The 22,453-nt window shown below is 56.8% G+C and carries 16 protein-coding genes; 4 read left to right on the top strand and 12 right to left on the bottom strand.

Annotation, left to right across the window (positions count from 1 at the left end; all coding sequences use genetic code 11):
- Positions 1-289 precede the first annotated feature (289 nt).
- Positions 290-1,621 carry a carbohydrate porin gene (locus AB3U87_RS08480; RefSeq protein ID WP_394148844.1) on the top strand — a complete coding sequence of 444 codons (1,332 nt, stop codon included), beginning with the start codon at positions 290-292 and terminating at the stop codon, positions 1,619-1,621.
- 85 nt (positions 1,622-1,706) lie between these two features.
- Here the strand turns inward: AB3U87_RS08480 and AB3U87_RS08475 are convergent, their stop codons facing one another.
- The 3 genes from AB3U87_RS08475 to pqqU form a co-directional block, all read right to left on the bottom strand.
- The gene (locus AB3U87_RS08475) at positions 1,707-2,810 is read right to left on the bottom strand and encodes an ABC transporter substrate-binding protein (RefSeq protein ID WP_301252557.1); all 1,104 of its coding nucleotides are present in this window, start codon (positions 2,808-2,810) and stop codon (positions 1,707-1,709) included.
- A 171-nt stretch (positions 2,811-2,981) separates the two neighbouring features.
- Positions 2,982-5,375 carry a glucose/quinate/shikimate family membrane-bound PQQ-dependent dehydrogenase gene (locus tag AB3U87_RS08470; protein WP_369895017.1) on the bottom strand — a complete coding sequence of 798 codons (2,394 nt, stop codon included), beginning with the start codon at positions 5,373-5,375 and terminating at the stop codon, positions 2,982-2,984.
- Between the two features lie 147 nt (positions 5,376-5,522).
- Complete coding sequence (pqqU, locus tag AB3U87_RS08465; protein ID WP_394148856.1) at positions 5,523-7,634, bottom strand: TonB-dependent receptor PqqU; 2,112 nt, start codon at positions 7,632-7,634, stop codon at positions 5,523-5,525.
- A 463-nt stretch (positions 7,635-8,097) separates the two neighbouring features.
- On the opposite strand from pqqU, the gene AB3U87_RS08460 reads away from it, so the two are divergent.
- From AB3U87_RS08460 to AB3U87_RS08450, 3 genes are all read left to right on the top strand, one after another.
- A complete protein-coding gene (locus AB3U87_RS08460; protein ID WP_253454970.1) occupies positions 8,098-8,478 on the top strand; it encodes a hypothetical protein in 381 nt (126 codons plus the stop codon).
- A gap of 41 nt (positions 8,479-8,519) precedes the next feature.
- The gene (locus AB3U87_RS08455) at positions 8,520-9,656 is read left to right on the top strand and encodes an iron-containing alcohol dehydrogenase (protein WP_394148843.1); all 1,137 of its coding nucleotides are present in this window, start codon (positions 8,520-8,522) and stop codon (positions 9,654-9,656) included.
- Positions 9,657-9,961: 305 nt separating this feature from the next.
- The gene (locus tag AB3U87_RS08450) at positions 9,962-10,354 is read left to right on the top strand and encodes an RcnB family protein (RefSeq protein ID WP_253454972.1); all 393 of its coding nucleotides are present in this window, start codon (positions 9,962-9,964) and stop codon (positions 10,352-10,354) included.
- Positions 10,355-10,454: 100 nt separating this feature from the next.
- On the opposite strand, the gene AB3U87_RS08445 is transcribed toward AB3U87_RS08450, so the two are convergent.
- From AB3U87_RS08445 to AB3U87_RS08405, 9 genes are all read right to left on the bottom strand, one after another.
- Positions 10,455-10,652, bottom strand: coding sequence for a hemolysin XhlA (locus tag AB3U87_RS08445; RefSeq protein ID WP_253454973.1), 198 nt, complete (start codon positions 10,650-10,652; stop codon positions 10,455-10,457).
- Positions 10,653-10,936: 284 nt separating this feature from the next.
- Positions 10,937-11,380, bottom strand: a complete 444-nt coding sequence (locus AB3U87_RS08440) for an RcnB family protein (protein ID WP_253454974.1) — start codon at positions 11,378-11,380, stop codon at positions 10,937-10,939.
- 188 nt (positions 11,381-11,568) lie between these two features.
- On the bottom strand, positions 11,569-11,973 hold the full coding sequence (locus tag AB3U87_RS08435) for a type III secretion system chaperone (protein ID WP_301729860.1): 405 nt from the start codon (positions 11,971-11,973) through the stop codon (positions 11,569-11,571).
- Positions 11,974-11,984: 11 nt separating this feature from the next.
- The gene (locus AB3U87_RS08430) at positions 11,985-17,081 is read right to left on the bottom strand and encodes an AvrE-family type 3 secretion system effector (protein WP_301729861.1); all 5,097 of its coding nucleotides are present in this window, start codon (positions 17,079-17,081) and stop codon (positions 11,985-11,987) included.
- A gap of 285 nt (positions 17,082-17,366) precedes the next feature.
- Complete coding sequence (locus AB3U87_RS08425) at positions 17,367-18,620, bottom strand: c-type cytochrome (RefSeq protein WP_394148842.1); 1,254 nt, start codon at positions 18,618-18,620, stop codon at positions 17,367-17,369.
- A 6-nt stretch (positions 18,621-18,626) separates the two neighbouring features.
- Positions 18,627-20,396 (bottom strand): GMC family oxidoreductase, encoded by a 1,770-nt coding sequence (locus tag AB3U87_RS08420; protein WP_125288500.1) that lies wholly within the window; start codon positions 20,394-20,396, stop codon positions 18,627-18,629.
- Positions 20,397-20,430: 34 nt separating this feature from the next.
- Positions 20,431-21,156, bottom strand: coding sequence for a gluconate 2-dehydrogenase subunit 3 family protein (locus AB3U87_RS08415; RefSeq protein WP_253454978.1), 726 nt, complete (start codon positions 21,154-21,156; stop codon positions 20,431-20,433).
- Positions 21,157-21,460: 304 nt separating this feature from the next.
- Positions 21,461-21,955, bottom strand: a complete 495-nt coding sequence (locus tag AB3U87_RS08410; RefSeq protein WP_253454979.1) for a DUF1198 family protein — start codon at positions 21,953-21,955, stop codon at positions 21,461-21,463.
- A gap of 98 nt (positions 21,956-22,053) precedes the next feature.
- Positions 22,054-22,320, bottom strand: a complete 267-nt coding sequence (locus AB3U87_RS08405) for a hypothetical protein (RefSeq protein ID WP_253454980.1) — start codon at positions 22,318-22,320, stop codon at positions 22,054-22,056.
- Positions 22,321-22,453: the final 133 nt, after the last annotated feature.

Here is a 22,453-nt window from a genome sequence, read left to right as displayed (position 1 = left end):
TCGTCGTTTTGTCCTTTTTCCCCCCGCCCTCGCCCGCACAGGCCCTGCAAACCGTGATCCATGCCGCTTTTTTGGCAAAACCCGGACTTATTCAGCACTATTTATAACAATAAAATTCCGAATTAGTGCTTTCATTCTGCCGCACAGGCCATCGCTCCCGCCTTTAGTCAGCCGTTTCCTCCTTACAGTACGCATTGTGCCGGAGATAATGCTGATAAAAGCATGATGGCCGCGACAGCGTTTCCGCTTGTGGAAGCGCAGCGCTATCACTAAAACAGGGTTTCCCAATATGAAAAGCGAATCCACCTTGAAAAGAACAGTGGCGTTCTGTGGTGTTGGATTACTGCTGGCCTCCGGCCAGGCGCTGGCGGACTACGCGCCGCTCAGCATCGACTCGCCTTACGCCTTTGGCGACTGGGGCGGCAACCGTAGCCAGCTTGAGCAGGACGGCGTGCAGTTTCAGGTGAACTACACCATGGAATCCGCCAGCAATTTCTCCGGCGGCTATAACCAGTCCACGTCGGCACGCTATACCGATCAGTGGGGCTTCGGCACCACGCTGGATCTGGAAAAGCTGCTGAACTGGACCGATACCCAATTTCAGGCAACCGTTACCAGCCGTAACGGCCAGAACCTGACGGATTATATCAACGATCCGCGCTCCGGCGGCCTGTCATCGGTGCAGGAAGTCTGGGGACGTGGACAAACCTGGCGTCTGACGCAGTTCTGGATCAACAAAGGCTTCTTTGACCACACGGTGGAAGTGAAAGCGGGTCGCGTAACCGTGGGTGAAGACTTCGACAGCTGGCCAAGCAAGTTCCAGAACCTGGCGTTCGGCGGCGGTCAGGCGGGCAACTGGCGTGGCGATCGCTGGTATAACTGGCCGGTTTCCCAGTGGGGCGGCCGCGTGAAGTTCAACTTTACGCCGGAAGTCTTCCTGCAGGTCGGCTTCTATAACCAGACGCCTTCCAACTACGACACCGGCAACGGCTTCCGCCTGGACGGCAGCCCTACCGAAGGCAATCTGGTACCGGTCGAGCTGGGCTGGCAGCCGACGCTGGGCGCGGATAAGCTGCAGGGCAACTACCGCGCGGGCTTCTACTACTCTTCGGTAAAAGGCGACAACTACAGCTCTTACAGCAACGGTCAATACGGCGAGGATAACCACTCTTACGGCGGCTACCTGCTGTTACAACAGCAGCTGTTCGCGATGGGCGGCGATAACAAGCGCGGCCTGAGCATTGTGGCCCAGGGCGTAATGAACGATCACAAGACCTCGAAAACCGACAATTACCAGTCGCTGGCGCTGGTCTGGACCGGGCCGTTTAACTCCCGTACGGAAGATGAAATCGGTATCGGCGCGGCGCGTATTCACGTCAATGACGACTACAGCAAAATGCTGCGCCAGACCAACCGTGAAAACGGCGTGAACGATTACGATAATCCAACTTATCTGCCGATCCAGAGCGGTTCGGAATATAACTACGAGATTTATTACAACGCGCATGTCACTAACTGGATGAACCTGCGTCCTAACCTGCAATACGTTGCTTCGCCGGGTGCAATCAGTGAAGTGAAAGACGCCTTTGTTGGCGGCATTACCGCAACCATCAACTTCTGATGGTGTTCAGGCGGGCTTTACGGCCCGCTTTTTTTCCCCGCAATGCCTCTTCCCTTACGTTATCAATCCACACAAACGCCGTCGTTTACTGCTGCGCATAGCTGAGGGTGACGGGCGCATCAGGCAATTTAGTAAAGCGGGTAATAATCTGGTGGAAATCGGCGGTGGGATCCAGCTTGCTGAACGCCTGTGGATAAAGATCGCGCGCCAGAATTTCCATCCCGATAATGTTATACGGGTGATTGTAGAAATGATGGTAAATCCCGTACACCCTGCCCTGCTGCACCGGCGTAATCTGCTGAAGTCCGCTGCGGTTGACCAGCGTGGTAAAGGTCGTTTTTACCTCCTGCGGCAACACGTTATAGCCAAACGGCAGCACGTTTTTATTCGGCCGTTTCGAGCCTGTCATAATATAAACGTCCGGTTTCATGGCGATAATTTTCTCCAGCGCGACGAAGCCTGAAGCCCCGGGCAGCAGCGCCGAGCCGATGTTTTTACCGCCAACGGCTTCTACCAGACCGCCCCAGCCGTTATGGCCGTGCGTAAAGCAGCAGCTGTCCGAGTTGCCCGCTATCGGTTCAATAAAGACCGTAGGTTTTTTAGCGATCTGCCCAATGGTTTGCTGCATGGCATCAAAACGCTGGTTATAAAAATCCGTATAAGCCTTCGCGCGCGGCTCCTGGTTCAGCACCTTGCCCAGCAGCGTGATGCTGTTGGCAGTGTTCTGCGCCGGGTGCAGTTCATAATCGATAAACATGACCGGGATATGCAGGCGCTGCAGCGTATCCAGCACGCCAGTTTGCTTTAATGCCGCTTTGGCGCGCAGCTGAGCGATCATCAGATCCGGCTGCTGTGCCACCACGCTTTCCAGATTCACCTGTCCCTGGTCATTAAAGCCCATATCAATGATCTTAGCTGCTTCCGGCCAGGTTTTACTGAGCAGCGCCCAGGTCTGCGGATCCTGCTTTTTCGGCAAATTATTCCAGGCTACGACGCGATGAAAAGGGTTCTCCCGATCAAGCAAGGCGAGCGCCATGATGTCACGACCGTCCTGCAGGATGACATGCTGCGGTTCTTTGGCCAGGGTGATTTTTTGATTATCCATATCGGTAATCTGTAGCGGATAGGTAGTCGCGGCGGCGCCCGCAGACACAGCCAGGGAAGCCAGTAACAGCCAGCGGCGGATCATTGCATCTCTCCTTTAAAAATAAGCGAGGCTGACTATACCGATAATCATTCTGCATTGCTTCTCTTTCGGCGGCGCTCCTCTTGGGCAGGGACGGGCCCTGTCGTCAGCCTATAAAAAAAGGGCAGCCCGAAGGCCGCCCTTGTTATCCGTCAGAAGCCAGCGGCTTCGGACTTATTTTTTCGCATCGTCCGGTAGCGCATAGGCAACGATATAGTCGCCCAGCTTGGTGCCGAAGGAGCCGTGACCACCTGCCGCGATCAGCACGTACTGCTTGCCGTTCACTTCATAGGTCATTGGGGTTGCCTGGCCGCCAGCTGGCAGACGCGCTTCCCACAGTTTTTCGCCGTTGGTAACGTTGAACGCACGCAGATAGTTATCCGCCGTTGCGCCGATAAACATCACGTTACCCGCCGTAGAGATTGGGCCGCCCAGCATAGGCATACCCATTTTGAACGGCAGCGGCACCGGCGAGCTGTCACGAACGGTACCGATGCGTTTTTTCCACACGATATCGTTGGTTTTCAGGTCAACCGCAGAGATGTAGCCCCATGCTGGCTGCTTACAAGGGAAGCCCAGCGGAGACAGGAACGGGTTCAGGGTCACGCCGTACGGCACGCCGTACTGCGGCTGAACGCCAGTCTCGCTGCCGCTGCCGCCTTTGTCGTTCTCATCCGGCCACATTGGGTTGTTTGGACCACGTGGGATCAGACGGGAAACGAACGGCAGCGCCATTGGGTTGGTAATGGCAATCTGACGATCGGTATTAACTGAAATACCGCCCCACTCGAACATGCCCAGGTTACCCGGGAATACCAGGGTGCCCTGCTCTGACGGTGGCGTGAACGGGCCTTCATAACGCAGGCTGTGGAACATCACGCGGCAGATCAGCTGATCGTAAATCGTCGCGCCCCACATGTCCGCGCCGGACAGCTTGTCTTTTGGACGGTAGGTCAGCTCAGAGAAGTGCTGAGTAGGAGACAGACGGTCGCCTTTTGCCGGGCCCTGAGGCACTGGCGTTTCTGGCGCAGGAACGACTTCTTTACCGCTACGACGATCCAGAACGAAGATATCACCGGTTTTGGTTGGTACATAGATAACCGGAACGGTGCTGCCGTCTTTAACGGTAATGTCCGCCAGCGTCGGCTGGGCCGGCACATCCATATCCCACAGATCGTGGTGAACGGTCTGGTAGAACCAGGCCACTTTACCGGTGGTCGCATTCAGCGCCAGCATACCCGTCGCGTAACGCTCCATTTCTGGCGTGCGGTTACCGCCCCAGATATCCGGCGTAGCTACGCCAATTGGCAGGTAAACCAGATCCAGTTTGGCATCGTAAGCAGCAGGCGCCCACGAGTTAGGTGAGTTAGCCACATAGTGCTGCTCGCCTTCCGGCACCACGTTCGGATCTTTCGCGCCCGGATCGAATGCCCACAGCAGTTTACCCGTGTTGACATCGAAACCACGCACCACGCCAGAAGGCTCTTTGGTGGAGTAGTTATCGGTTACCGCACCGGCCACAACGATAGTGGTATCGGTAACGATTGGCGGAGAAGTCGGTTCGTAAGCACCAGCACGCGCGTTAGGCATGTTCTGCTGCAGGTTCAGCTTGCCGTTTTCACCGAATTCCGGACACAGCGCGCCGGTTTCCGCATCCAGTGCGTACAGGTGACCATCGTTCACCGGCAGGATAATGCGACGTGCGCACAGCGCAGGCTTGCCGCCAGCCGGCACATCGGCCGCCGCCGGGGTTTCATGATAGGAAACGCCACGGCAGGTTACGTGCTGGAAGGAAGGATCGGTTTTCAGCTGCGGATCGAATTTCCACTTCTCTTTACCGGTAGCCGCATCCAGCGCAAACAGGATCTGGTGAGGCGTACACAGGTAGAGGGAATCACCGATTTTAATCGGGGTGACTTCGTCAGTCATTTCGCCCGGATCGGTTGGGCGCTTCATATCGCCGGTACGGAAGGTCCACGCTTCTTTCAGCTGGCCAACGTTTTTATCGTTGATCTGCGTCAGCGGCGAATAGCGAGTGCCGGCCTGGGTACGTCCGTAAGCAGGCCAGTCGCCGGCAGCGATGCCGTCAGCCGATTTTTCAGCGTTCGCCGCCTGTTCCGTGCTGAGCGAGCCGTTGATTTCCTGCGGATCATTGAACACCGCGTAAGCCAGGGCGATAACCGTAACCACCAGCACCGCGCTCAGCGCGCCGCGTGCCGCTTTGCCCTGAGACAATCCACGGTAAACGAAAGGCAGCACCAGCCACAGGCCGAGGAAGAAGGTCACGTCCAGACGCGGCGTCAGCGCCCAGAAGTCTGAGCCTACTTCCCACAACGACCAGATAAGCGTTGCCAGCAGGAATACCGCATACAGCATCAGCGCTGAAGAACGGCGACGGAACAGCAGCCAGGCGACAACCAGTTCAACCACACCCGCGATGATGTAGTAGAACGAGCCGCCGAGTTTGGCCAGCCAGATACCGCCAATCAGCAGGTATAACCCGCTGAGTGCGGCAAATACAGCCGTAAGGATCACGAGAGTCCGTGATAACGGTGCTTTACTTTGCATAGTATGGACCTTACCAAAATTTAACGTCTTCGATTAGGCAGCAGCCCAATCGTAAAAAAACACCCGGTTACATACAGCTTATCCATCCCGGTGCTTTGAACCTGCCGCCAGGCTTACGCCCGACGGCTGGCTGTTCTGGATTAGAGTTTACATAAAGGTATAAGTGAGCGTTGCGCCGACGCCGTAATTCCGTCCCGGCGCCGGTTCGTAGTAGCGTCCGTTGCCTTCGTTAACGATGACCGATCCGACGTACTCTTTGTCAAACAGGTTATCGACGCGGGCAAAGGTATCGAGCGACCACTTATCCCAGTTAAAACGATAGCCGCTATTCAGGCTGGCAACGGTATAGGATGGCGCCTTAGCGTCATTTTCATCGTCGGCCTGAATGCTGCCCATATAGCGGACTTCCGCGCCCGCGTGCCAGCCCTCTTCCGGCAGCCAGCCTAAAGAAGCGTAGCCCATATTCTTCGCCACACCCGGCAGGCGATTGCCGGAAGGCGTACAGCTGCCGGCGCTATCGCAGGTTTCGTTGCGGTAGGTAGCGTCCAGCAGCGTCCAGGCCATCTTCAGCTGCCAGTTTTCGGCGAACTGTTGATCGAGCGCCAGCTCCAGGCCGCGACGCCGGGTTTTACCCGCGTTTTTATACACGGAGCGGCCGTTGCTGCTTTGCGCCACCACCAGCTCGTTATCGGTATTGGTCTGGAACAGCGCGGCGGTAAATAAACCGTAGCCGATACGGGTTTTGCTGCCCAGCTCGAAGGTGTCGCTGGTTGACGGCTTCAGGCCCAGGTTCAGCCCGGTCTGGCTGCCGCTGATGGAGCGGTAGGAAAGCTCGTTAATCGTCGGCGTTTCAAAACCGCGACCGGCAGAGAAGTAAAGATTGGAGGCGTCTGTCAGCGCATAATTCAGCGAGCCCATCGGCAACAGTTTGTGATAGCGCTTGCTGCCGCTGTCGTCACCGTTGCCGGCGGTCATATAATAGTCGGTGGAATCAAAGCTGACGGTGCTGTAGCGCAGCCCGGCATCCAGCGTCCATTTTGAGGTCAGGTTCCAGCTGGTTTGCAGATAAGGATCGAGATTCCACATCACGTTCTTTTCGTTGCGGCGCTGGCTGCCCTTCTCGCCTAACAGCGTGCTGCCATTATCGATACGGTAATTTTCAAATCCCTGACGACGTTCGGTCAGGGTTTCATAATCCAGGCCGCCGATCAGGCTGAACGGCACGGAACCGAGCCGATCGTCGTGCTGCCAGCGCGTATCCACGCCGGAATATTTACGCTCCAGCACGATCACGCCGCCCGGATAAGCCGGGTTTTTCTGTACGGCGACGGGGATCGACTGATACTGCGTGGTGTGACGCTCGCCGTGCCAGGCCGTCAGCGTAAGCCGATCGTTATCGCTCATTTCGCGCTGATAGCGCAGGCCCAGCTGGGTCTGGTCAAGACTCTTGCGAGTATTGTAAGCCTCACCGCGCGGCGACTGGCGAGGGTTCGCTTTCCACTCGTCGCGGGTCAGGCCGCCCGGATCGTTGGCATCCACCGAAACGCTGTTAAACATCAGCGTCAGCGTGCTGACATCATCGATACGCACGCCGAATTTGCCGTTGCCCAGGCTTTTTTGCGTGCCGCTCTGGTCGCGGAAACCGTGCGTGGTGAAACGCGACCCGGAAATCATATAGTTTACGTCGCCCGCATGCGTACCGTCGCCGGTGGCGCCGCTCGCTTTAACGCTGTTGCGCCAGCTACCGTAGCTGCCGTAATAAGTGCCTGCGGTTAAGGTGGTCGGCTGGCTGCCGGTTTCGCTGTCGATATTTACCACGCCGCCGGAAGCGTTGCCGTAAAGGGCGGAGTAAGGGCCGCGCAGCACTTCAACCTTATCAACCGAATTGATATCTATATTAGACGTCTGGCCCTGCCCGTCCGGCATGGTGGACGGGATGCCGTCAACATAGACGCGCACGCCGCGCACGCCGTACATGGAACGGCTGCCAAAGCCGCGAACGGAGAGCTGGAGATCCTGTGCGTAGTTCTGTCGATTCTGAATTTGCAGGCCGGGCACGCTGCCCAGCGTTTCTGACAGATTCACCTGTGGCGCGCTGTTGCGCAGCTGCTGACCGCTGACCACGCTGACGGCGGCTGGCGTATCCAGTTCAGAAAGCCCGCTGCGCTGTTTGATGACCATCAGCGAGCTCTCCGGCGTGGAGGCGGCATCCTTCTGCGCGGCGGCAGACTGTGCATGGCTGGTCGCAGGCTGAAGCAGGACCAGCGGCGTCAATAAAAGAGCAGATTTTCTATTCACAGGATTGGTTCGGTTGATCAATTCGTTGCCAGAATGCGTGCAGCCTGACGCCCGATAAAGCTTCTCTGCTGTCGATAAAATCGCCAGCGCAGAAAAAGTATACAAGCTGTTTTGAAACTTGCCTGCTAATCCCCTGCAAAATAAGGGTAATTGCGCTTTCCGCCCGTGCAAACGCCTGTGCGCAGGCTGAGAATAAGATGAAAGTATCAAAAACGTCCGGATTGTAGCACTCAATAACCTGTTTGCAACCGTTGTTAAAGATTTGGCTGAACTGATTCAGCAATAAGCCACAAAATGATAATAGGTTCGTTACATCCCCGCGCGGCGCGGCTTGACCCCGCTTTTTGTGCGGTTTTGCGCTTTTACAGGGCGGATCCAGAGCGAAGGCTATACTTAGGCCATTATCCGTTGTTAAGGGAATATCATGCGCTGGCTGGATCCACTAAAACTTTCCGACCTTTTCCCCACGACGGCTTTACTGATTGCGGCCCCGCTGCTGCTGTCTGCCTGTTCCTCCGGCAATAGCGGTATGGTTTGCGAAGGTAAAGTCGAAACGCTGAGCGGCCAGGTTCTGGGCAATACCGAAGGTAAAATTATCGACCGCTTTACCTCTTTTCACGTCACTATGGACAAGCTGAAGCTGGAAAGCGGCGAGCTTTACTCCAGTAACCCGCAGCAATATATTCCTTCTGCCGTGACCAGAGAGGGCTGGCTGGCGCAGCGGCTTTCCGATACCCGCTTTAGCGTGATCAACGCGCAGCAGGACAGGATGATTACCTTCAGCTGCCCTGCGCGCGCCATCTGAGTGCGCAAACCTGTTTTTATTTTAAGTGCCGAGGGACAGAAATGATCGTCAGTCAGATAGCAAACCGACAAACCTTTTTTGGCCGTGGCAGCCTGAACAAGCTGGTGCCATTGCTAAGCGAAGATCCGCAGCCGACGCTGCTGTTTTGCGCCAACTCATTTTTACAGAGCGAAGCCTGGCAAAAAATAAAAGCCGGGGTGGAGCCGCTGCTGATCGGGATTGAAGTGGTGCGCCACGAAGCATCGCCTGAAGAAATCGACGGCTGGGTGGCACGCTGGCGCGAGCGGGCCGCGCGCGTGGTGGCAATTGGCGGCGGCAGCGTGCTGGACGCCGCTAAAGCCTTTGCCGCCGTAAGTCAGCATCCGTTAAATACTCTGCGCTATCTGGAAAAGGTGGGCGATACGCCGATAAGCGGCAACACGCTGCCCGTGATTGCGGTACCAACCACGGCCGGAACCGGCAGCGAGGCGACGCAAAACGCGGTGGTAACAGATAAAGCCGACATCAAAGTGAAGGCTTCGCTGCGTCACGCCCATTTTGTGCCGCACGTTGCGATCCTCGATCCCGATCTGCTGCGCGGCGCGCCAGACCACGTGCTGGCCTGCTGCGCTATCGACGCTTTCACCCATCTTTTTGAAGCTTATCTGTCTGCCAAAGGCAATCTGTTCAGCCGTCACGCTGCCCTTAGCGGCCTGCGCGCTTTTCTCAGCGCGTGGCCTTATCTGAACGATCCTGGCGAACAGGGCGATTTGGCCCGCGAACAGATGATGATTGCTTCCTGGCAGGGCGGGCTGAGCCTGAGCATGGCCGGGCTGGGCGTAATCCACGGTATTGCAGGCGAGCTGGGCGCGATTAAAGATTATCACCACGGCGAAGTGTGCGGGCGTCTGCTGCTGCCGTTCTTACAGCTGCTGAACGACAGTGAAAATGCGCAACAGCAAAAGCTGATGGACGAGCTGGCCGTCGCGCTTTTCCCCGGTTTTACGCTGCCGCCCGCGCGTATGCTGGCCTCATGGCTACAGGATAAAGCCATCACGCCTTTCTGGCAGGATCCGCCGCCGCTCACGCAGGCCGAGGCCGACTGGATCCTGACACGCGCCAACAGCAAGAACGCGTTGATCGAGTACAGCGAGGCGCAGCTGCGCTTTATGCTGGAGCAGGCGTTCCATATCGCCTGATATTTGCCGTAATCCCGCTTTACCGCCGCGCCCGACAAGCGCGGCGAACTTTGCCTCACCTTTTGCGAAAACGGGCTTTGCCGCTCGTGCCTGACAGAAGCGGCAAACTTTGCCTTACCTTTTGCGACAACAGGCTTTACCGCCGCGCCCGACAGAAGCGGCGAAGCCTGTCAGCTTTCTGCCAGCAAAGCGTAAATTAACCGTTAAACCTCTGCTTCTTAAGAATAATGATATTGTTAAGCGCCCGCCTGCCCCCCAGATTAACGCCATCGACCAGAAAAAATCAGACCTGCAAGGAAATGAAAATGAAAAAGTCAGGCGCTATTGCCCTCTCCGCGCTTTTATTCGCCACCAGCCTGAGCGCGTTTGCCGAGGGGCCACGGCAGGACGGCCAGCCGCCGGTTAAGCATGAGCAGCAGCACGGCAATCCATCGCACGGCAATTCACAACCAGAACAGCACCGCGACCCCCGGCACAACGCGCATCCGGCAGAGCGCCGTCAGGCAGCGCATCCGGAATTCCGCAAGGGCCGCCCGCTGCCGGAAAAATATCGCGGCGAAGGCTATCAGGTAAATGACTGGCATAAACGCGGCCTGAAAGCGCCACCGGCGGGCCATCGCTGGCAGAACATTGATGGTAACTATGTGCTGATTGCCATCGCGACCGGCGCAATCGTCTCGGTGATCGCGCATCACTAACGGCAGTTAATCTGCCTTACCAGACCGATCGGGGGGCTGTCCTTTTTGAACAGCCCTTTTTTATCCCTGTTGAGATGGTCAGGAAAACAGGGGCATTCGTTTAAAAAATCAGCCTGGCCACGCCCAGCCCAACGCCCAGCACCACAAACAGCGCGGCGATTAGCCAGATGGTTTGCGTGTTGAGCGAGGAATGTAGCTCTTTTCTGACGCTTTCTATATCGACTTTCGTGGCGTAGTTCGCTTTGATAACGGCAACGTCAATCAGCAGCTTCTCGACCTTTCCTTCCAGTAGCTTCATCTTTTGCTCCATTTTTTTCTCCCTTTAGCCTAAGCCAGCCTTGATGCGATCATAGGATATGAACAAAAAAACACCAGCGTTTTTTTGCGAGGAAAATGCGGCAATCCTCTGAAATATTGATGAAAATTACTGCAACAAAGAAAAAGAATTTCATTAGTCGGATAGCGGGATTTGGGCAGCGGTCTACTTTGGTGAAAGGGGCAAAAAAGCCAACGGGTGAAATGCGTGAAATGCGTGAAATGCGTGAAAATATGCCGACATCCTGCGATGTCGGCAAGTGGCTTTTAGTGAAAAGCGTTGTTCAGCAGAATAGAGGTAATGACGCCTGTCGCAGCGGCAATCAGCACATAGTTACCGTCGATAGAGGCCCAGCGCTCGCCGCGCGGTGGCTCGTGCAGGCCGCGAGCATGCCAGTCGTTTACCCGGTAATCGTTACCCCGGAAGCGAGGCGGCAACGGCTGGCCGCGATGGAATTCATGCCCCTGCCAGGCAAAACGGTCGCGCTCTTCAAAATGGCGATCGGGGCCATGACCTCTGTGACTATCGAAATCGGGGCCGCGATCCGGGCCACGTCCAGGCCTGTCACGATCGCCCGGGCCGCCGTGTCCTTCATGTCCGCCCTGATGATGCCACGCCTGTCCCGGAGGGCCGTCGGCCTGCGTAACGGTTGAAAAGAGCGAGCTTGCTGAAAATACGGCAATCAACAGCGCCAGGGTCGTTTTTTTCATGGTTATATCCTCGATTTGCTCACGGCTTTTGTCGCACCGTTGAACGACACTATCGTCTAACCCTGGCCTTAAAAATATCGCTAACTGTCTTAAAACCTCTTTAATTACCGTACTTTACCTCGCCCTGACCCTTTCTTAACACTGTGAATGAATTGTGGATCCGCTGCCCGGCAATAATTTGCGTTAAGTCAGGCGGCGCGGTGATTTTCGGCCAGAAATTCGCCGACTTCGTCTGCCTGCACGATAAACGCATTCAGCGCTGCGCTAAAGCCTGTGGCATCCAGAGAGGCCAGCGGCTGTTGGCTGCAAAGCCGCAGAACGTCGTCGCCATCCATCGCCAGCCAGCAGCCGCGCATCGCATTCATCTCAAAATTCAGCGCCAATAGCGTGCGCAAGTGACTTTCCGCAGCGCTTTGCAGATCCTCCAGCCTGCGGTGGAAAATCACGCAGTCGCTGTCCGGCGGCAGTTCGATAATGGCAACCTCGTGCCGGTTGCGCATCAGCGCGCACACGCCGTTTTTCAGGCCCAGGCTAAGATTGAGGCGGCGGCCATACCCGGCCAGGAAGTGATTAAGCTGCTCTGTTGCGTTCATGCCTGTCTCCGTTAGCTTTTAAGCACAAAGTGTTGTTCCTGCCCCTGGCGCAGCGCGCCGGCAAGTTCCGTCGTGGCTTTGGCGATACGCCCTTCCAGCGCATAATTGACCGGTTTATCCTGATCTTCGCCGTAGCTGAAGTTGATTTTCCCCAGGTTACGCTTCATGGAAACCGAAGCGCTGTTGGCGCCGCCAAGCAGAAAAGCGGGCGTGGCGAAGCCGTCCGTTTTTACCTGCGACTTGGTGAAGGCGATGGATTTAAGCCGCAGATTATCGCGGTTGGTCAGCTCGGCCTGCATCTCTTCCGGGCTGTTGCCCTGCTCCAGCCAGCGCTGCTCTAATCTCTCCCGTACCTCGTCCTTCAGCTCCAGCGTGACGGTCGCCTCGGTGCTGACGTTGTCCTGTAGCGCTGCAATCAGGGTTTGCAGCTGGTGGTCGTCCTTCATCAGCTCGCGCATTTTGTTGGCGTTGCTGGCATTCAGGCTGCCGTCGAGCAGATGCGAAAGCTGATGCCACAGCCCGTTGCTGTCGACCTTGCTCAGGTTGGCGTAGGTTGTCTGATATTCGCCGCCCTGCAACAGTTTTTGCCCCCGCTCCGCCGCGCTTTGCTGACGCAGATGCTTATCAAGATCGCGCAACGCGGCCTGCTGTTCGTTGCTTTTTTCGCGGAGATCGCGCGGCGAAAAATGCGCGTCCAGCTTGTCCAGCTTCTGCCTGGGCGTCAGCGGCGTTTCATCGTCTTTATCCTTCAGCGACGCGATAAGCGCCGCCGTAGCCGGATCGCTGAATTTTTTCCCCAGCGTTTCGGTCAGCTTGTCGATATGCACTTCTGCCAGCGGCCGGGCCGTTTTGGTTTCTATCGCCAGGCTCTGCTTTGTCCTGTTATCTATCGAAAGCTGCACGCTGGCGGCCGGCCCGGCGAACATCGGCGTCCGTCCCGTTTCGCCCTTAATCAGCACGCCGGTCGGCAACGCAAAGTTCACGCCCACGCTGGCTTTGTTCAGACCGCGCGGACGGTTATTGCTGCGGCTGATGGCGCTGCTGCTTTCTTTGGTGGTGGCGCCTCTTTCCCGTGTGCCGGAAAGCACGTTAACGCCTGCATAAGCGCCGCCGCCCACGCGGAAGCTGGCAGGCGTATCCTTTTCATGTTTGTTGGTCAACGGCACGCCCGCCGAAGCCAGCGCGGCGGCATTCGCGTCCAGGCTGACGTTCAGCACCTCGCCATGCTTCACGCTGTGATTTATTCCACGGTTGAGCAGCGCCAGCGGATCGAGCGTGCCCTGCGTCAGCCCTTCGATAAAAGCGGGCAGTTCCGCTTCGGTAATCTCGAAGCTGACGCTGTTTTGCTTTTTTAGATCCAGCGGCGTGACGGAGAAGACCCCGCCCAGCCGAACGGCAGGCGCCAGATTGCGCTGCTGATCGACGGCGACATCGTGCGCCGGATCTTTCATATAGCCGGTCAGCAGGTTGTAGCCCAGGCCGGTAAAGGCGGTTAACGCGCCGCCGCCGTCGCGCCCGAAGCTGACGGTCACGCCGCCTTCGCCTCGCGTCAGGCTCATGCTGTAGCCGCGATCCAGACTGCCTCTGCCGCCTACGCCCGCAATGACCTGTGAACCCGGCAGCGCGCTGATGGTGGTTGTTGCGCCGTAAGCCCGGCTGAAAGAAAGGCTTTCGCCCTTATCCATGTCCAGCACCGTGGTTTCCAGCCTGCGGGCAAGCAGCTGCTGATCCTCGGCCTGCATCACGGTGCGGGTGGTGACGTTCATCGCGTGGTTCGTTTTGCTGAACGCTTTGGTCATGGATTTGATGGCGTCGTAGTTGGCCTCCAGCCTGTCGTTCCCGGTAAATCCCTGGCCGGTGAGCTGTTTAAGCGGATTATTTTCCCACTCGTCATCCCGCAGCTCGCGGAACTCTCTCCCCAGCGCCTGCAACGCTTTTTCACGGGGTTCTCCCTGTAAATCCAGCGCGCGCGTCAGGCGCGTCGTTAAATCGTGCATTTTGACGTTGGTCAGGCCGTCGAGGATCAGGCGGGATTTCGTCAGCCCCATCGGATCGTGCTTGTCGCGATTTATCCCTGCCGGGATCGCCTCCGTGGGCTTTTGCCAGGAAAGCGTGACGTTGCTCTCGCGCATCGCCGCCAGGGAGAGCTGCGCGTGATTGCCTTTACCGCTGGGATGCAAGGCGTAAAGCTGTTGCAGCTTGTTCAACAGATCGTCGCCCTGGCTGCTGGCCGGATTCAGGCTGCCGGTCAGCTTATCAAGCTGCCTACCTGCGCCGCTCTGCGCGCCATAATGCTGCTGAAGCAGACCGGCCTGATGCGCGGCGCTGTCTGCCAGCACCGTATTGAATTTTTGCATTTCGCCGAACCAGCCGGGCAAATCTTCCCGCGCGGCCAGCGTTTTCAGCTTCAGGCTGAGCGGCTCTTCCGCCCTGCCTTTTGGCTGACGTTTAAGATGCTGCGTCAGCGCCGCTATCTGCTGCGACTGCTGCTGATAGATCGCCGTCAGGCCCTGACGACCGCCGTGCGCGTGCTGCACAAGATTGCCCAGGTTTTTTAGCGGGCGCGGCGTCTCCAGCGTGGGACGGAATACAAAGGTGCTGAGCCGCGTGCGGAAAGGCGTATGGACTTTGTGTCCGTCGTGACCGGACTGCCCGAAGGTGTTGACCTCGCGCTTGTAGGTAAGACCGGTTTTACTCAATTTGGCATCGCGCGTGGCGGCGCTCAGTCGTTCAAAATGCCGATCGGCCTGATTTTCCGTATCGTGCACGCCCGCAGAAATATCGGCGGAAACCGGATGCCAGTCGTGCTCGTCTCGCGTCAGTACCTGTTTATTATCCCTCTCCAGCAGCAGCGTGCCTTTCTGGTTGCCATAAAATTTAACCGGCAGCGCCTCGGCGGCTTCGCCAAGTTCATCTTTCAGCGGCGCAGGCAGCCGCTCCGCCTGCATGTCGGTAACTTTTCCTTGCTGCCAGCTCTCGGCAGGCAGGCTGAAAACTTTGCCTTTATCGCTCAATATAAACAGGCGGTTTTCCGGGCCAAGCACTATGTCTTTGGCTTTATGCTCAAGCCGATCCTCAGGAAGACGGCTCAGTACCGCACCGGCCTGATTCATCGCCTGGCTCAGCGCCTGACGCGAAAGCGTCTGCGGCAGCCGCTTGTTACGGCGGCTTTCCGTATCAACGTGATGAAAATGGATATCGCCCTGCTCTTCCAGCGTGACGAAACGCCCGTCGTCCAGCGCGCTGGCCGCGACGGTTTTCTGTTTTTTATCCAGACCGGGCATCGCCAGCTCTTCACTGACGCTTTTTTTCACCTGGTGCAGCGCAAAGGTATTCTGCTGAAAATTGATTTTGTTGCTGGCTACGTTGACCTTCAGCCTTTTCAGCTGGTTATCTTTCAGCGCCCAGGCCTGGCCGTCCTGCCCGGCGCGCAGCTGGTCGGCTTTGACCTCTGTCGCTTCCCAGCTGCTGGTCAGCTCGTTAAAGAAGCGCACCTTGCCGTCGTGCAGCGCCAGCTTGCCGTTGGCGCCAATAGAAACAATATCGGTACGGGCCGGCGTGGGTTTTGGCAGGCCTTTCTGGTAATCCATCACCAGGCTGTCGCTGAGGTTCCAGCCGGAGGCCGTCTGCGGCCTGTCTGCATGAGGGTTCAGCGCGATAGCGTGCTGCCTGTCCATGCTGTCTTTTACCACCGCATGCAGCTGGCCGTTTTCGCCGCACAGCAGGCTCTGTACGTGAAAGCGGTCGCCGATAGCGTCGGCGATTTGCTGATGCAGCGCGTCGCGCAGGCTCAGGCTTTGCGCGTCGCCAAAATTAAGCTCGTTCGCCTCGCCGGGGCGGTTTGCCACCAGCAGACGGCCCTGATGATCGGCGGCGATAACCAGGCTGTCGGTCTGCGCTACCGCCGCCAGCGAGGTTTTAGCCGGTATTGGCTGTAGCGTACGGTGTTGCGCTTCCGGGCTGTCGATGCGCGGCAGCAGCTTAATGCTTTGCTGCTTGCTCTCTTCGCTGGCAAGCAGCACGATTGCCTGACCATCCGCCGCCACAGAGGCGCCGCTGATTTTATCGGCAAAGCGCGCGCTCTGCGTTTGCGTCGATAAATGATGCAGATGGCGATCGTCATGGATCAGATAGAGCGAGTTGTCGCCCTGACGTGACAGCTTCGACTGGTCTTTGTCGTCGCCGAAAAGGTCGACCTTCTGCCAGCCTTCTTCATGCGAAGCCAGCTGATAAAGTTTGTTGTCGCTGAGGCAAAATGCGCGGCTGCCGTCGGGCGTCGCCTGATGATGCACGCCGGTAAGCTGGCTGAGTACGGCGGCATCCGGTAGCTTTACCTCGGCTGCTCGTCCGCCGGGGGCATCGCTACGACGAATTTGCACGCTGCCGCCGTCCTCGCTGAACGTCAGCTGGTGGTCAACGACCTCTGCCGCTTTACGCCGGGGAAATGCGCTGCCCGGCGTCTCTTCTCTTGCCCAGGCCGGTTTGCTGTGGGCCACGCCGACCAGCGTATCCCGCGATGAGTGCAGCGACAGCAGTTTACCTTCGTCGCTCAGCAACGCGTGCTGCTGGCCGTTTTTATTGGCCGCCACGCTTTGATAGTGCATTTTGGGATGGCCAACGGTCTGCTTAAGCAGCGCGCGCTGAGCGTCACGGCCCGCAGGCGCGGCGATAGCGGCGTTGCGCTTTGCGGTCAGCTGCACGCCCAGCGAGCCTTTCTCCTCCGGCTGATGCGCCAGCCGGTCGGCCAGCGTTGTCATAATCTCCTGCTCCAGCGCGCCTTCGGCTATAGAGGGAATGGCAACGTCCAGCTGGTTTAGCGGGCGCAGCGGATGGCTTTCCGGGTTGGCTATCGTCGCGCGGGCGTGGTTTTTCTTAAACAGCGGAAGATGGCTAAAGGCACGAAAACGTCCCTGGCCGGGCGCACGCGCCGCGCTGCCCTGCTGCAAACCCGCGGTGTCTGGCGGCTCGCTGCTCTGTAGTGTGCCGCCACCGCGCTGGCTGGGCGAAGCGTCCTGCTGCCGGAGCATGTCATGACGGGTTTGCGATGAAGTGGTGCGCTGTGCGCTGCTTGATGCTGATGCGAAAGCTGTTCTGATCCCCGATAGCACGGTATATCTCCTTAGCCGGAACGTCTGATTAGCCGGAACGTCTGATACCTGAGCTAAGTGGCGGAAAATACAGTGGAGTTCCGCTGTCACTGATTATTCATATTGATAAGCGATGCAAACGACGCAGCCTGGCGATCCTTGATAACCGTTTGATATATAGGTTAAAGGCGTAAAGCTGGCTAAATACACAGAAGTGGCCCGCATAACGTTGGATTTTTTTCTGATATAACGGGAAAGGCGGTTCAGGCATAAAAAAGGAGAGGCGTTGCGCCTCTCCTGTTACCGCTAGTGCTTCAGCGTTTCGCGCACTTTTTTCACGTCGTCGGCTTTCACCGCAGCGGCTTTATTGCTCCAGCCCTGACGGATAAAGGTAGCCAGCTGCGCGACCTCCTCGTCGTTCAGGCGGGCAGCAAAGCCCGGCATCGCCAGCGTGGAAGGCGCTTTCGCCGTAGAAGGCTGCTGTGCGCCGGCCAGAATGGTATGGATAAGCCCTGTCGGATCGCCTGCGTTAACGATAGTGGCCTGATCCAGCTGCGGGAAGACGCCAGGCGCGCCCTTGCCCGTCACAAAATGGCAGGCGCCGCAGTTATCCAGATAGAGACGCTCGCCGGTGGTCAGGTTTTTGGCCGCCGTCAGCTTAGCCTCCGTCGCGCTGGCCGCTTTGTCGTCACCGGCAGGCAGTGAAGGATTGCCGCCCAGGAACTTCAGATAGGCCGTGATCGCTTTCAGATCTGCCTCGCTCATATAAGAGGTGCTGTGCTCCACCACCGAGGTCATCTCGCCGCCTACCGCAGCCTTATCGTTGCGGCCCGTCGCCAGGTAATCGATGGTTTCCTGCTCCGTCCAGCGCGGTAAGCCGCGCAGCGAAGGCACTTCCCAGTCGTTCAGACTGCCGCCGGCAAGGAAATCCTTGTCGCCGCTGTCGAGCGCCTTTTCGTTCATGCCCAGTCCGCGAGGCGTGTGGCAGCTGCCGCAGTGGCCCAGGCTTTCGACGATATAGGCGCCGCGATTAACCTCGGCCGAAGCGCCGCCAATCGGCCGGAAAGGCTTATCGGAAGCAAAGGCCCAGTTCCAGAAGCGCATGCCCCAACGCTGGCTGAACGGAAAGCTCAGATCGGTTTCCGGCGGCTGTTCCGCGCTCGGCTTCACGCCCTGCATAAAATAGGCGTAAAGCGCGTGCATATCCTCGTCGCTGATTTTAGCGTAATCAGGATAAGGCATAGCCGGATACAGCCGCTTGCCGTCAGGCAGCACGCCTTTACGTACCGCGTCGGAAAACTGCTGTTCGCTGTAATTACCGATGCCATGCTCTTTATCCGGCGTGATATTGGTCGAATAAATGGTGCCCAGGTTTGACTCGATCGCCAGGCCGCCGGAAAAAGCCGGTTTGCCGGGCAGCGAGTGGCAGGCGCTGCAGTCGCCCAGGCGTGAAAGATACTCGCCCTGTTTAATCAGTTCGCCGTTGTCTGCCGGAGCCGCCAGCGCCGAACCTGCACTGAGCAGCACGGCATTGGCGAGTAAAAAATGTTTAATCTTCATCGTCGCTTACGCCTGTACCATTGGACCGGGATTTTTCAGATAGATATCTTTGATTGCCTGCGCCGCCATCAGCGTCAGCGCGCCGATGGTATCGGTCGGGTTCGCCTGGAAGTTTTGCGGGAAAGCGTTGCCGCCCGGCACAAAGACGTTATGCACATCCCAGCTTTGCAGATACTTGTTCAGCGCCGAGGTTTTAGGGTTATCGCCCATTACTGCACCGCCCACGTTATGGGTCGAGACGTATTTGGTCAGGTCAAAATGCGCGTCCATCGGCAGGAAGCTTTCGCTGTAGCTGTCCGGGTTCAGCTCTTTGGTGATGTTGCTGACCACGCCTTTCAGATACTGCTGCAGCTTCAGCTCGTTCTGTTTCCAGTCGAAGGTCATACGCAGCAGCGGATAGCCGTATTCATCCTTGTAGTTCGGATCCAGATCGAGATAGATATCGCGATAGGACTGGCAGGTAGTGGTAATGCTGATTTTCATCGAATGGCCGTACCACTCTTCCAGCCCCTCTTTCCAGCCGGTTCCCCACGACGGCGTGCCTTTTGGCAGCGCGGTGCTGATTGGCGTGCCGGTAGCCTGCGAACTGTGAATTTTCGCGCCGCCGATAAAGCCCAGCGACGGGCCGTCAAAGTTGCCCGGCGAAATATCGTTAATCATCTGGCCGGTAGCGCCAGCCGTAGCGAACGGATTAAAGTTTTTGTCTTTGAAGAACAGCGTGGCGCCGCCGTTGCTCAGGAAAGCGTAGTTACGACCAATCACGCCCTCTTCGGTGATAGGGTTGTAAGGTTGACCGATGCCGGACAGCAGCATCAGGCGAACGTTACAGAACTGGAAGCTGCTCAATACCACGATTTTCGCGGGCTGGAAGCACTCGTTGCCCTGCGCATCGATATAAATCACGCCCTTAGCCGTTTTCTTATCGTCATGCAGCACCACTTTCATCACGTTGGCGTGCACTTCATAAGAGAAGTTATCCATGCGCTTAAGCGCATCCATAACGGCGGTCTGCGGCGAGGCTTTGGAGTAGTTCAGGCACGGATATTTACTGCAGTAACCGCAGTAGTTACAGGGCGCGATCTGGTTGCCGTAAGGGTTGGTCCAGGCACGGGAAACGCAGGCGGACGGGTTAGGGAACGGGTGATAGCCGAGCTTTTTCGCCGCTTTCGCAAACATGCTGGTATTAAGCGTATCTTCCAGAGGCGGCAGCGGGTAAGGCTCTGAGCGCGGCCCTTCAAACGGGTCGCCGCCTTCCAGGATCTGCCCGCGCAGGTTGCCGGTATTGCCGGACTGGCCGCAGATATTTTCAAATTTGGTGTAATACGGCTCGATTTCATCCCAGGTGAACGGGAAATCCATGATGCGCATATCTTCCTGCAGGATGCCTGGCTTGTAGGCCTGATCCGCATAGGTTTTCAGCTTCAGATCGGTTGGCGTTGGACGGATCAGCACCGCCGTCCAGTGCAGGCCGGAACCGCCCACGCCCGTACCTGGCGCAAAAGCGCCCCATTTACGCGTCGGCAGCGCCGTCTGGCTCATGTTGTAACGCACGGTCACCGCCGCTTCCGCCGGGGTCGCCATCACTTTATTACGCACGGCGTAGGCGTATTCATCGGCCGGTTTAGGATAGGCGAACTCTTCATATCCCCGATCGCCGCCGCGTTCCAGCGCGCGCACTTTTAATCCGGCCATCGCCAGCTCGATGCTCATCAGCGAGCCAGCCCAGCCCAGGCCGACGACTACAACGTCGACTTCTTCTTTATTGATTGTTGCCATTTTTAATCCTGCCAGTCTGTAATCAGAGAAAAACTCAGGCTCGCTCGCCTTTAATGCTTATCGGGCCCAGCGGATACGGCACGTTGTGCTGCTTCACCCATTCCATATAGCTGGCGCGCGCGCCGGGGAAGCCGATGGCAATCCAGGCTTTCATCCCTTTATTGCCGCCATACATCGGATCGGAGAGGTAGCCATGCTTGGTATTGGAGAGTAATTCGCTGAAGAATTGCGATCCCTGCAGGGCGCTTTCGCCCAGGTCGGCAAAGACGATCTGGTTTTTCTGCACCTGAGTCAGTACGGCTTCACGATCGGCTATTTCCAGCTCGTGGAACGCCTTCTGATGCTGCTGCTGGCACCAGCTGTTGACCAGCCGAATACCGGTTTGCAGGATTTGCTGCGGACGGAACGGGATTTGATACCCCATGGTGGCCGGCGCATGAGGGTTGAACGGCCCCTGCATATAGATTTCGCTGCCCATATCGCCATGCATTTGCTGATCGATAAAAATCGGCACGTTGGTTTCCAGCGCGCCTGGCGCCTTGCCTTTGCCACCGGCCGGGATCAGGCGATCGCAGGCGGCCATCACGAATTGCCATTCGTCGGCAGAAAAAAAGATGGGTTTATAATCGAGCAGCTCGGGTGCGGCCATTTCAGCAGCCTGCGCCGCCGTTAATCCTTTAAAGACCAGCTCGCCGAGCGGTAATGCTAACAGCGACCCCAGTAAAAACTTGCGCCGGGTAGTTTCTTTTTGTAGCAACATAACATTACGACTCTCACATGATAATAAAATGTAATTTGAGTTAATAGATTTTGTTATCGACCAGAAAAAAAGTAATGTTATGGATAAAATTATTTCTAAATGTAAAAATTAAACTCTAATTATTTTTAGTTAAGCTTTATAACTTTGTTATAAAACTGCAATAGAATTGATACCCGAGTGTTGTGTACAAAAAAAGCGCTTCGCCATTCCTTTCCTGCCCGATTAAGGCACTATTTCCTTATAACCGCTTAAAAATAATTCAGATAAGTGATAATGCCCACACTGAACAGACGGGAAAAATTATTCAGTGGTGATGAGAATGAGAATGAATCGATACCACATTATTGCTTCCGTTCTCCACCGTATTGCTATCGGGTGCAAACCGGGCGTTATAGCGCAGGCGAAATGCGTGCATTTCCTGCGCGTCCGGCTCCAGCTCGCGTAAAAATTTCAGCGCCAGCCGAACGTGTTCGCTGGAAAGCTCGGTCGGCAGCCAGGCTTCGCGCAGTACGCCACGCCAGAAAGCGATATTTTCTTCCGATTCATCCACCAGGCAAAGCTGCCAGATTAGCAGCACGCTTGCCGCATTGCTTAAATGCGCCTCGTTATCGCGAGAAAGATAGGCAACAAACTCTTCTCCGGCCGTTCGCCCCATCAGGCTGAGCAATGATTCAACGTAGACCGGATCGATATTCAGCCGCTTCGTCAGCGCGCTGGTCGCGCGGCGGGATCGTGAATTCAGCACGCGAAAGCCAATAATAAAAACCACCACCAAAGTCAGAAGCATCAGCCAGATCATTTTTTTACCGGGAATTGCGGGCACAGGGGGCGTCAGAGTAACAGCAGCAATGTGGCGAGGCAACCGCGTAGAAAAGCTGCCCGCAGGCAGCTTAAGCGCTACTTTTGCCAGCTGGCGCGATGGTCGACGCAGGCCGCGACCGCCAGCCTTAACGCCGCTTCGGGCGTTTCCTCCGCCAGCGGCACGCTCAGCTCGTCTACTTTCGTCCAGACGGCCCAGGACAGCTGCCCGATTTGGTGCTGCAATGAGATATGCACCAGAACCAGCGCGGCGCGTCCGGTTTGATCGGCCAGAATAGCGTATTTGAGAAATTCGCCCTGTTCGTCATTAAGATAAAGAACTTTTATTTGTTCCAGCATTGTCATCCTGATCTCCTTATGGTCTGACAGCGGCTGAATAATAAATGACTTCCCCTTCTTTACCTATAGATAACGTTCTGGCGCATCGTCAGGCATTTACTGACATTAATATGAACTTTAAAGAAGCAGTATTTTTTAT

Origin of the sequence: Erwinia plantamica (assembly GCF_043420595.1) — a bacterium.
Taxonomy (GTDB): Bacteria; Pseudomonadota; Gammaproteobacteria; order Enterobacterales; family Enterobacteriaceae; genus Erwinia; species Erwinia aeris.
Note: the sequence above shows the minus strand (reverse complement) of the source record. Positions and strands in the feature narration are given on the sequence as shown.